Source organism: Amycolatopsis sp. NPDC059021 (assembly GCF_042739895.1).
Taxonomy (GTDB): Bacteria; Actinomycetota; Actinomycetes; order Mycobacteriales; family Pseudonocardiaceae; genus Amycolatopsis.
In genome coordinates, this window is sequence record NZ_JBHYIQ010000183.1 from 1 (window position 1) to 10918 (window position 10918).

The window sequence follows — 10918 nt, forward strand, 5'->3', positions numbered from 1 at the left end:
GGCGTCAGACGCCCGCAAGGTGGCCTTAACGGCACTTCCGGCCCCGGTCCCGACCTGGGGAAGGGGAGCAAGGGACCTTTGCTCGCGTTGGTTAGCACGCTAATCGTTGGCATGCTCGGAAGCGATAGCAAAGGTCCCCTGCTCCCACGTCGTGGACGATCGCGGTCAACTGCGAGGAAGAACACCCCAATCACGCAAGGTGACGAAAAGGGCTTCGGTGAGCTGGTTCGCGGCATCGAGTGACGCGAGTTCGGCGGCGTCGACCCAGCGGGCGTCGGCGGCATCGTCGCCGGGTTCGAGGGTCCCGCCGATGATCTTGCAGGCGTAGTCGTGGATGTCGTAGCGGCCTCTGACCACCGAGCCGACATGGGTACGCAGAGTGACGTCGAGACTGGTTTCTTCCCGCAGCTCCCGCACCAGGGCTTGCTCGTCCGTCTCGCCCGCCTCCACTTTTCCGCCGGGCAGCGTCCACAGTCCCGCGCTCGGCTCGTGTGCGCGCTGGACCAGCAGCAACCTGCCCTGATCGTCGTGCAGGATCGCGCCGACGGAGCGGATCGAACCGTGCGGAGAGTCGCTCATATCCGGCAGCCTAGCCGCGAATTCCCAGCTCCAGGCTGCTTCTGTACACGGAGAGTAGCCGTGCGGTACACTTCCGACGGCCCACTGACCCAAGCGCGGGACTTTCCTCCCGTGTGGGTGTTCAGTGCGGTACAACGTAGAACGTCAGGATTTTGTCAGACCGGTTGTCGCCGTAAGAGACGGGATTGATCGCGGTGAACGTGAAAAAGATTGCGATTCTCGCAGGTGTCGCGCTTGTGTTGTTCTTCGTGATCGCACAGCCCGGCCAGGCCGCAGGTCTCGTCGGCAACATCATCGACTTCCTCCGCAGCTCTGCCGAATCGGTGATTACCTTCGTCAGCAACGTCTTCAAGGGCTAGTCGGCGGATACCCTCGACGCATGTTCGCCCCACGCGACCCCGACGAGTACCTCCTCGACACCGAGCGGCGGGTCATCCGGATCCGCCGCCATTGGGCCGTGCTGACCTGGGACACCTTCGAGGCGGCCGCGTTGCTGGCCATCTGCGTGCTGGTGTCGTATCTGCTGCCGCCGTCGCTGTGGGTGGTGCAGAACATCCTCTGGTACGTCGCCCTGCTCGTCGTCCTCCGCTTCGCCTACGTGGTGATGGAGTGGTGGGTCGAGCGGCTGGTGGTCACCGACAAACGGTTCGTCATGACGACCGGGGTGTTCACCACGAAGGTGCTGATGATGCCGATCAGCAAGGTCACCGACCTCACCTACGAACGCACCTGGAACGGCCGCATGATGGGCTACGGCACGATGATCGTCGAGTCCGCCGGTCAGATCCAGGCGCTGAACCGGATCGACTACCTCCCGCGGCCGGAGGAGTTCTACGACACGATCTCCGAGCTGGTCTTCGGGGACAAGCAGAAGCAGGCCGAGCGCTTCTCCATGATCAAGGCGCAGCGCGCCGCACGAGGGAAGAAGGCGGTCGGCTGAGCCGAGGCGCCCTCAGCGCTCAAGCGTGCTTCGGGCTGGGCTGCCCGGAGTCGCTGTGACTTAGCGCATCGTCAAGAATGGACCCGATGCGCATCGATCTGCACGCCCACTCCACCGCCTCCGACGGTACCGACACCCCGGCCGAGCTGGTCGCGGCCGCCGTGCGGTCCGGCCTCGACGTCGTCGCGATCACCGATCACGACACCACGGCGGGCTGGGCCGAGGCCGCCGCCGCTGTCCCGCCGGGGCTGAAACTCGTGCCGGGCGCGGAACTCTCCACGATCTGGGCCGAGCCGGGGACGGGGCGCGAGATCAGTGTGCACCTGCTGGCCTACCTCTTCGACCCGACCGCGCCCGCGCTGGTCGCCGAGCAGACGCGGCTGCGTGCCGAGCGGCGGATGCGGCTGCGGGTGATGGCCGAGCGCATGGCCGCCGACGGTCTGCCGGTCGACGCCGACGAGATCTTCGGGCAGCTGCCCCCTGACGTGCCCGCCGGGCGCCCGCATCTGGCGCAGGCGCTGGTGCGCGCCGGCCTGGTCACCAGCGTCGACCAGGCGTTCGCGGAGTACCTGGGCGCCGGCCGCGGCTACTACCTGGCCCGGCACGACACGCCCGTCGAGGACGCGATCGACATGATCGCGGCGGCGGGCGGCGTCACGGTCGTCGCGCATCCGTTCGCGCACACCCGCGGCTGGACGATCGACGAGGAGGCCGTGGCGACACTCGCGGCGCGCGGCCTCACCGGGGTCGAGGTCGACCATCCGAACCACGACGACCGCGCTCGCAAGCAGTTGTTCGGGCTGGCGGGGGAGCTGGGCCTGGTGCGCACCGGATCGAGCGATTACCACGGCACGAACAAGACGATCGCGCTCGGCCAGGAGACCACCGATCCGATTCAGCTGGAGGATCTGGTGGCGAGAGCGACCGGTGCCACGGTCGTGGCGGGCTGACGTGAACGTGGCGAGCTTCTTCGACGCGAAACTGTTCATGAGCGCGACGATCACGTTGATCGTCATCATGGACCCGCCCGGCACGGTGCCGGTGTTCCTGAGCCTCGTCGGCCGCAAGCCGATGGCGGTCCGTGCGCGGGCCGCGCGGCAGGCGGTCCTCGTCTCGCTGCTGGTGATTTCGCTCTTCGCGGTGGCGGGGCAGGCGATCCTGTCGTACCTCGGCATCGGCATCCCGGCGCTGCAGGGCGCGGGCGGCCTGCTCCTGCTGCTGATCGCGCTGCAGTTGTTGAGCAGCAAGAGCAATCAGGAACCCGAGGCCGTCGAAGACGTCAACGTCGCGCTCGTGCCGCTGGGCACGCCGCTGCTGGCGGGGCCGGGTGCGATCGCCGCGACCATCGTCTTCGTGCGGCAGGCCGACGGGCACGTGGGCGCCTACGTCGCGCTGGCACTGGCGATCGTCGCCGTGCACTTCGTGCTCTACACCTGCATGCGTTACTCCGGCGTGGTCATCCGGCTCATCAAGGAAAGCGGCATCACGCTGCTGGCGAAGGTGGCGGGCCTGCTGCTCGCCGCGATCGCCGTCGAACTGGTCGCGAATTCGGTCCGCGGGTTCATCGCAGGCGGCTGACTCCTGGCGCACCCGCGCCGGAAAGTGTCGGTGGTGGTGCGTAGCGTGGACACCGGTCGGAGCGAATGGGGTGGCGTGAAAGAGCAACTGGGTTTCGATTTCGGTGTCGAGCAGCCGCAACGGCTGACCAAGGTGTCCCCGGCGCGGCTGGCGACGTTCGAGGACTGTCCGCGCCGCTACCGGATGACGTACCTGGAGCGGCCGACACCGCAGCGCACCGGTCCGTGGGCGCACAGCACCCTGGGCGCGGTGGTGCACAACGCGTTGCGGGCGTTGTTCGACCTGCCGGTGGCGAAGCGGACGCCGCAGCGCGCGGTCGCGCTGGTCGCCGAGCAGTGGAAGGACGCGGGCTTCGCCGATCAGGAGCAGGCCGCGCGGTATCGCGCGCGGGCGAAGGGCTGGGTCGCCGAGTACGTCGAGGATCACGACGTCAGTGATGACCCGATCGGCCTGGAGCGCTGGGTTTCCGCGCCGGTGAGCACCGAAGAGGGCAGCAGCAGGCCGACGATGATCATCGAGGGCCGCGCGGACCGGATCGATCAGCGCGGCGGTGAGCTGGTGATCGTCGACTACAAGACCGGGCGTCGTGAGCCCGACGAGTACGAGGCGCGCGCGTCGCAGGCGCTGGCGATGTACGCGGTCGCCGCGTCGCGGACGTTGCGGATGCCGTGCACCAAGGTCGAGCTGCATCACCTGCCGACGGGGACGGTCGCGGCCGCCGAGCACACCGGGGAGAGCCTGCGCCGGCACCTGGAACGCGCCGGGGAGACTGCCGGGGATCTGCGGCTCGCGACGGATACCCTGGACGCGGGCGGAGACGGCGATGTCCTGTTCCCCGCGCGCCCCGATCGGCGCTGTGCGTGGTGCGATTTCCGGCCCAGCTGCGCCGTGGGCCAGGAAGCGGCTCCCGCCGCGCAGCCGTGGGATCTGCTTGCCCCCTGACCCGGCTTTCCCCGAACCGACCAGGATTGGACAGACGAGAACGTGGCGTCCCCCGACACCGAGGAACTGACGAGCGCGCCGCTGCCCGTCGGCCCGGAGACGGAATCTCCACGGGCAGAGCCGTCGCCGCGAGACGACGCTGAGGACGCCGGTGGTGCCGCTGGCTCTGTCGCCGGTGGCGATGGCGGCCGTGGCAGGGAATCCGGCCGCTGGTGGCGTGGGCTCACCGGCTCGCTCGCGGCCGGGCTCGTGGTGCTCGCGCTCGGCGTGCTGGCCGTCGCGGGTGTCTGCCTGTTCACCGGCGCGCCCGGTCCGGCCGTGCCGATGCTGATCGGCCATCCCGTCGCCGCCGTACTCGCGCTGCTGGGCCAGCGGGTGGCCGATCGCCGCAACGGGCTCGTCGCCGGTCTCGCGGGCCTCGGCGTCCTGGCCTTCGCCGTCGCCACGCTCATCCTCTTCTGGCTCAACTGACCCCGCCCGGCCCTCTCACCTGGGCAACGAGAGCAAGGGACCTTTGCTATCGTTTGCTGAGCAATGCTAACCAAGTGAGAGCAAAGGTCCCTCGCTCTCGTTCCCAGGGGCTCAAGACCTCGTCGCGGTGCTTGCCCTCGGCGGCCGTGCGGGTCTGCGGTGTCGCGAATGGAGCATTGCCGACGTTCAACGCCGCGAATGTCCCATTCCCGGCACCGTCCCGGCCCGAGCCTGTGTCCCGAACGGAGCGTTGGTGACGGTGAGCGTCCCGAACGGAGCGTTCGCGGCACATCTCCGGGCCCGCCAAATGCTGTGAAGGCCTCCTTCACAGCGCTCAACGCCGTGAAGGAGGCCTTCACGGCACCATCCACCAGCAAAGCCAACGCCGCATCGGGGCGTTAGGGAACCCGCGAAAGGCGAGGAAAAGCGGAACTAGCGCAGGGCGGCGAGCAGGTCGCCGCGTTGTTCCAGCAGCACGGGGCCGAGGGCGGTGAGCCGCACCGGGCCGGTGTAGCCGCGGCGGTCGACGCCGACGGTCCGGATCGTCGAGCCGTTGGCCTCGTTCAGCACGGCGAGGCCGCCCTTGATGGGCACGACCAGCTGGCTCGCGTAGGTGACCCCGGGCCCGCGGGTGCCGTCCAGTGACCAGCGCGGGGCGAGGTCGTCGCGGGACAGCGCGATGGTCTTCGAACCGGTGAACCAGTACAGCGCCTCGGCCGTGCGGGTGGTCTGCTCGACGCCGCCGGGCGGGTCCTGCGCGAGGTCGCCCGCGGGCAGGTCCAGCGGGTACGCGGTGCGCTGGGTGCCGTCCGGGCCGTAGATGACCAGCAGTTTCTGGTCGGGCAGCGCGACGGCGGCGTAGTCGCCGGACATCGCCACCAGCCGTGCGCGCTTCCCGGCGACGACCACGCTGTAGGTGGTCTGCGGCTCGTCCTCGTGCTCGGCCTTCGCTTTGTAGACGGTGAGGCGGTCGGCGGGGTCGCCGGGGCAGCGCTCGATGACGCCGATCTTGCTCGCGGCGGCCGCCACGGTGCCGTAGGTGCAGCCGACGCGGGGCTGCTTGTCGTGGTTGACCATGGCCGCGACCTGGCCGTACTCCATGTCCTTGACCAGGTCGTCGCGCCAGGTGTTGAGCAGCTTCTTGCCGGTCGTGGTGACGTGCGAGCCGTCGCTGACCAGCTGTGTGCCGAGTTCGGCGTCGCCGTTGCGCTGCGCGGTGATCCGCCCGGTCGCGGGGTCGAGCTGGGTGACCTCGCTGCAGCCCAGCGTCTTGCTGAACACCGCGTTCACCCGGCCCCACGCCGCCCCGGCGGTGCACAGCGACAGGTTCGTCCGCGTGTAGTGCCAGCGCACCTGCCCGGTCAGCGGATCACGGCCGTCCACCGCGCTGCCGTCCGCGGTGACGACGGTGTTGGCCTCGCCCACCGGCACCGGGGTCGCGCCGCTGCGAGCCTGCCACAGCTCGGTGAGCGACCCGGGTACCGCGGCGGGTGCCTTCGGCAGTGCCGGCGGAGGCGCGGCGGTGGAGCGGTCGGTCGCCGCGCTGTCGCTGGTCACCGCCACGACCAGACCGGCGGCCGCGACGACGATGACGATCGCGGCCGCGATCAGCTTGTCCCGGCGGCGATTCCACGGGGAACGCCGTGCCAGGGCGGGCGCCTGGTGCTTCGGAGTGTTCTCGGGCTCGGACGGCGTCAGCACATCCTCGTCACCGTAGGCGGGCGCCGGATCGTGCTCCGGCGCGCCGTCCGGGCGCTCGCTCACGGACCTGACTCCCCACTGTCGGCGGTATCGCTGTCAGTCTGCCGACGCAGGTGTATCAGACGTGTTGGCCGTAGTGGCAGGCCTCCGCCGACGACGACGCCGCGCGGGACGTTCGGCGTTCTCGCCGGCGTCCTTCTCCACGGGGCCGGTGGCCTCCGGATTCGGCTTCGCGCCGCCCCGGGTACGCCGCCGCGTGCGGGCACGCGTGCTCTCGCCGGACTCGGCGGACACCGTGTCGGTGCCGCCCTCGGCCTTCGCGGCGTCCGCGGCTTCGACCGCCTCGGCCGCGCGGGCGCCGCCCCTGGTCCGCTTGCGCGGGGCGCGGGTGCGCTTGCGCGGAGCGTCCTCCGAGACGGTGTCGCGGCCCCGGCCGCGCGGCCCGCGGCGCTTGCCGCCCAGGTCCTCTTCCTCCTCGGCGGCCAGGCCCGCGCGGGTGCGCTTGGCCAGCGGCAGCCTGCCGGTGGTGCCCTCGGGGATGCCCAGGTCCTCGAACAGGTGCTTCGACGACGAGTACGTCTCCACCGGCTCCGGCTTGTCGAGGCCGAGGGTGTCGGAGATCAGCTTCCAGCGCGGCTCCTCGTCCCAGTCGACGAGGGTGACCGCGACGCCGGTGCGCCCGGCGCGGCCGGTCCGGCCGATCCGGTGGACGTAGGTCTTCTCGTCCTCCGGGCACTGGTAGTTGATCACGTGCGTGACGTCGTCGATGTCGATGCCGCGGGCGGCGACGTCGGTGGCGACCAGCACGTCGACCTTGCCGGAGCGGAACGCGCGCAGCGCCTGCTCACGGGCGCCCTGGCCGAGGTCGCCGTGCACCGCCGCCGCGGCGAACCCGCGCTCGACCAGGTCGTCGGCCACTTTCTGCGCGGTGCGCTTGGTGCGGCTGAAGATCATCGTGAGGCCGCGGTCGGCCGCCTGCAGGATGCGGGCGATGACCTCGGGCTTGTCCATCGAGTGCGCCCGGTAGACGAACTGGGTGGTGCGTTCGTGGACCGCGCCGGCGTCGTTCTCCTCGGCGCGGATGTGCGTCGGCTGCCGCAGGAACGTCCGCGCCAGCGTGATGATCGGGCCGGGCATGGTCGCCGAGAACAGCATCGTCTGCCGCTCGTCCGGGACCATCCGCAGGATGCGCTCGATGTCGGGCAGGAAGCCGAGGTCGAGCATCTCGTCGGCCTCGTCGAGCACCAGGCCGCGGACCTTGCCCAGCACCAGGTGCTGCTGCTCGGCCAGGTCCAGCAGGCGGCCGGGCGTGCCGATGACGACGTCGACGCCCTTGCGCAGCGCCGCGATCTGCGGCTCGTACGGGCGGCCGCCGTAGATGGCCAGCGTGCGGATGCCGAGGTGCTTGCCGGCGCCCTTGAGGTCGTTCGCGACCTGGATGCACAGCTCGCGGGTCGGGACGACGACCAGCACCTGCGGGGTGCCGTCGCCCGGGACCTGTACGCGGTGCAGCAGCGGGACGCCGAAGCCCAGCGTCTTGCCCATACCGGTGCGGGCTTGGCCGATCAGGTCGTCGCCCGCCATGGCGAGCGGCAGCGTGAGCGCCTGGATCGCGAAGGTGCGCTCGATGCCCGCCTCGCCCAGCGCCTTCACGATCTCCGGCTTGACGCCGAACGACGCGAAGGTCGGGGCCTCCGGCTCGACCGGGGCGCCCGCCTGAAGCGGATGCGACGTGTCGAGCGCGGCGGGGCCGGTCTCGCTGTGCTCCAGCGCGACTGCGGCGGGGACGTCTTCGGTTGTGGATTTCTGTGCGGTCAGGGTGATCGCCTCTCTCGTGACCAGCGCGCACAGCCCTGAAGTCCGTTCGACACTCGACCATGCGAAACGCGGCTCGCTCCGCGCGTTCGGCGCCGGAGCCGGTCCTGCACGGGAATGCCGCTAGAGGCGTGCACGCACATTTCAGTACGTCGATGAACCCTGGGATTCACCTTTTCCCTGGCGGCTCGAGTGGACGTACCACCCGGCTCGCCGTTCCCGCTCGTGAGAGCGCCCGGCCGCCGTCGGCCTCGGGGCCGCGTCGTGGCGGGGACGCCGCATCGGTGTGCGGAAGTCTAGTCGATATCGCTGCCAGCATACCTGGTCAGCAGTTTTACAACAGTACCCGCCGCGGCGAGCCGACGTGGGATCGGTCTCTTCGCGGCGCCCGGAGCCCCGTCGGCGATACCCTCGTCGCCGTGACCGAGGCCAAACAGATCAGCGAAGGCGTCGTCGACCTCCTCGGCGTGATCGCCTATCTCGAACTTTCCGCGTTCGACCGGATGGCGGAGGACGCGCGCAGCGCCCCGACGCTGGCCGGCCGGGCCAAGCTGGCGGCCATGGCGGCCGCCGAAATCGGTCACTACGACCTGCTGTCGGCGCATCTGTCCGCGCACGGTGTCGCCATCGAAGACGCGATGACGCCGTTCGTCGACCACATCGACGACTGGCACGCCTCGACGCCGCCCAAGTCGTGGCTCGAATCGCTCGTGAAGGCCTACGTCGGGGACGGCCTCGCCGCCGACCTCTACCGCGAGATCGCGCACTGGCTCGACCCGGAGACCAAGGACCTCGTGCTGACCGTGCTGGCCGACACCGGGCATTCGGCGTTCGCCGAGCGCGAAGTCGCCGCCGGGATCGAGGCCGACCCGAAGACGCGGGACAAGCTCGCGCTGTGGGGGCGGCGGCTGCTCGGCGAGGCGCTCACGCAGGCGCAGTACGTCGTCGCCGAACGGGACGGACTCGCCGAGCTGATCATCAGCGGCTCCGGTGACCTGTCGGGAATCGCCGCGTTGTTCCGCCGGTTACAGCAGGGGCATACCAAGCGCATGCAGGCGCTCGGCCTGGGCTGACGCGGTGCGGTACCAGTACTCGGCCGCGCCGTTCCGGGTGGACGCGCGGCACCGCGAGGACGCGGTTCGGTTAGCCTTGCCGGGTATATCCCTTACGAATTTCCAGCGGAGGTCCCACGTGGAGGTCAAGATCGGCATCAAGGACACCCCGCGCGAGCTGGTGGTGTCCAGTGGCCAGTCTCCCGAAGAGGTGGAGAAGCTGGTCGCCGAGGCCCTGACTGCAGGGGACGGGCTCTTCCGCCTCAACGACGAGAAGGGCCGCAAGTACATCGTGCCGTCCGACCGGATCGCCTATGTCGAGATCGCGCCGTCCGACGTGCGCAAGGTCGGCTTCGGCGTCGCGGACTGACGTTCTCGTTCACTGGGGCGTCACCGCCTGATCTCAGCTAGCTCTCAGGCTTGATCGTCACCCTCTTCGGAGGGGACGGCGGGGACGAGCCGAGAGAGAAGGTGGACGGCGTCACTGTGGTGCGGACGGTTCCCTCCCGGAACCGGGAATTCCTCGAACCGGCCGGTCGCGCCCCCCGTGGCGGACCGGCCGGCCGGCTCACCGGCGTGGACGTCGCCCGTGGCCTCGCCGTCCTCGGCATGTACGCGGTGCACATCGGGCCGAACCCCAACGACGGTGGGTTCGCGGTGCTCTTCAAGCCGTTCGAAGGGCATTCGGCCGCGTTGTTCGCCGTGCTCGCCGGGGTGTCCATCGCGCTGATGTCCGGCGGGACGCGGCCGAAGACGGGTCGTTCCCGCACTCAGGTCGCGCTGCGGCTGGCCACGCGCGCGCCGTTGCTGGTCGCGCTGGGGCTGTTCATCGCCGGGCTGGACACCGGGTACATGGTGATCCTCGCCTACTACGGCGCCAGTTTCCTGCTCGCGATCCCGTGGCTGCGGTTCGGCGCGCGGACGCTCGGCATCGCGGCGGTGGTCACTGCGCTGGTGGCGCCGCTGCTCTCGTTCGTGCTGCGCTCGCAGTTCCGCCCGCGTGACCTGATCTTCTTCGCGCCCGACATCTCGTGGTCGGACTTCACCTCCAGCGCCGGGCTCATGCACGTCTTCGTGGTGCTCGTGCTGACCGGCACCTTCCCCGCGCTGACGTTGATGGCCTACGTCTTCGCCGGGATGGCCATCGGCAGGCTGAACCTCGCTTCGCCGCGCGTCAGCCGCCGGCTGTTCTTCGGCGGGTCCGCGCTGGCGACGGCCGGCTATCTCGGTTCGTGGCTCGGCACCGACGTCCTCGGTGGCATGCGGGCGGTGTACCGCTCACTGGAGCCCGCCGCGACCCAGGCCGGGATGAGCCCGGTGGAGTTCTTCCGGACCAACGACACCTGGATCCACGGCACGCCGCCCACCACGACGTGGGCGTGGGAGCTGGTGCCGACCGGTGCCTCGTACACCCCGTTCGACCTGCTGATCTCGATCGGGATCGCGGCGGCGGTGATCGGCCTGTGCCAGCTGGTGATGCCGTGGCTGAGCCGGGTCCTGTGGCCGCTGGCCGACCTCGGGGGCCGCGTGCTGTCGGCCTACGTCCTGCACTTCGTCGTGATCTGGCTGATCTGGGACGAGCCGGAGAGCGGGCAGGACCTGTTCGGCGTGTGGCACTTCCTGGAGTTCTGCGTGGTCGCGGTGGTCGCCGCGGTGGCGTGGCGGAAGTGGATCGGGCGCGGACCGCTCGAATGGCTGCTGAACAAGCTGTCGAGCTGGCCGAAGTATGTGGTCCCGCTGGGGCGGGTGCCCGAGCCACGGCGGGCGGAGCAGTAGCGGGGGGGGGGGGGGGGTGTTCTAGGTTGTTGTGGGTGTGGGTGATTTTGTTTGCGGGTTTTTT

Annotated in this window: 12 protein-coding genes; 9 read left to right on the plus strand and 3 right to left on the minus strand. The window is 70.0% G+C overall.

All coding sequences use genetic code 11. The features are described from left to right. Positions 1-165: 165 nt before the first annotated feature. A complete protein-coding gene (locus ACFWX1_RS47185; protein ID WP_378396473.1) occupies positions 166-579 on the minus strand; it encodes an NUDIX hydrolase in 414 nt (137 codons plus the stop codon). Between the two features lie 185 nt (positions 580-764). Between ACFWX1_RS47185 and ACFWX1_RS47190 the strand changes: the two genes are divergently transcribed. The 6 genes from ACFWX1_RS47190 to ACFWX1_RS47215 all read left to right on the plus strand — a co-directional run bounded on the left by ACFWX1_RS47190 (position 765) and on the right by ACFWX1_RS47215 (position 4510). Beyond that, on the plus strand, positions 765-938 hold the full coding sequence (locus ACFWX1_RS47190; protein WP_378331450.1) for a hypothetical protein: 174 nt from the start codon (positions 765-767) through the stop codon (positions 936-938). Positions 939-958: 20 nt separating this feature from the next. Beyond that, on the plus strand, positions 959-1519 hold the full coding sequence (locus tag ACFWX1_RS47195; RefSeq protein ID WP_378331449.1) for a PH domain-containing protein: 561 nt from the start codon (positions 959-961) through the stop codon (positions 1517-1519). Between the two features lie 86 nt (positions 1520-1605). Then, complete coding sequence (locus tag ACFWX1_RS47200; RefSeq protein ID WP_378396474.1) at positions 1606-2469, plus strand: PHP domain-containing protein; 864 nt, start codon at positions 1606-1608, stop codon at positions 2467-2469. Positions 2470-2506: 37 nt separating this feature from the next. After that, positions 2507-3097 carry a MarC family protein gene (locus ACFWX1_RS47205; RefSeq protein ID WP_378396480.1) on the plus strand — a complete coding sequence of 197 codons (591 nt, stop codon included), beginning with the start codon at positions 2507-2509 and terminating at the stop codon, positions 3095-3097. Between the two features lie 75 nt (positions 3098-3172). Next, the gene (locus tag ACFWX1_RS47210; protein WP_378396481.1) at positions 3173-4039 is read left to right on the plus strand and encodes a RecB family exonuclease; all 867 of its coding nucleotides are present in this window, start codon (positions 3173-3175) and stop codon (positions 4037-4039) included. A 42-nt stretch (positions 4040-4081) separates the two neighbouring features. Further along, complete coding sequence (locus ACFWX1_RS47215) at positions 4082-4510, plus strand: hypothetical protein (RefSeq protein ID WP_378396475.1); 429 nt, start codon at positions 4082-4084, stop codon at positions 4508-4510. Positions 4511-4942: 432 nt separating this feature from the next. Here ACFWX1_RS47215 and ACFWX1_RS47220 read toward each other — a convergent pair whose 3' ends face one another. After that, positions 4943-6274: a hypothetical protein gene (locus tag ACFWX1_RS47220; protein ID WP_378396476.1), complete on the minus strand. Its 1332-nt coding sequence runs from the start codon at positions 6272-6274 to the stop codon at positions 4943-4945. 33 nt (positions 6275-6307) lie between these two features. Continuing rightward, a complete protein-coding gene (locus ACFWX1_RS47225; protein WP_378396477.1) occupies positions 6308-7864 on the minus strand; it encodes a DEAD/DEAH box helicase in 1557 nt (518 codons plus the stop codon). Positions 7865-8445: 581 nt separating this feature from the next. Here ACFWX1_RS47225 and ACFWX1_RS47230 point away from each other — a divergent pair. The 3 genes from ACFWX1_RS47230 to ACFWX1_RS47240 all read left to right on the plus strand — a co-directional run bounded on the left by ACFWX1_RS47230 (position 8446) and on the right by ACFWX1_RS47240 (position 10854). Next, positions 8446-9099, plus strand: a complete 654-nt coding sequence (locus ACFWX1_RS47230) for a ferritin-like fold-containing protein (protein ID WP_378396478.1) — start codon at positions 8446-8448, stop codon at positions 9097-9099. 118 nt (positions 9100-9217) lie between these two features. Beyond that, positions 9218-9448, plus strand: a complete 231-nt coding sequence (locus tag ACFWX1_RS47235; RefSeq protein WP_378331442.1) for a DUF3107 domain-containing protein — start codon at positions 9218-9220, stop codon at positions 9446-9448. A 50-nt stretch (positions 9449-9498) separates the two neighbouring features. Continuing rightward, on the plus strand, positions 9499-10854 hold the full coding sequence (locus ACFWX1_RS47240; protein ID WP_378396479.1) for a DUF418 domain-containing protein: 1356 nt from the start codon (positions 9499-9501) through the stop codon (positions 10852-10854). The last annotated feature ends 64 nt before the right edge of the window (positions 10855-10918 follow it).

Coding starts and splice junctions, on each gene's coding strand:
- ACFWX1_RS47205 (WP_378396480.1), top strand. CDS start 2,507: ATGAGCGCGACGATCACGTTGATCGTCATCATGGACCCGCCCGGCACG.
- ACFWX1_RS47200 (WP_378396474.1), top strand. CDS start 1,606: ATGCGCATCGATCTGCACGCCCACTCCACCGCCTCCGACGGTACCGAC.
- ACFWX1_RS47185 (WP_378396473.1), bottom strand. CDS start 579: ATGAGCGACTCTCCGCACGGTTCGATCCGCTCCGTCGGCGCGATCCTG.
- ACFWX1_RS47195 (WP_378331449.1), top strand. CDS start 959: ATGTTCGCCCCACGCGACCCCGACGAGTACCTCCTCGACACCGAGCGG.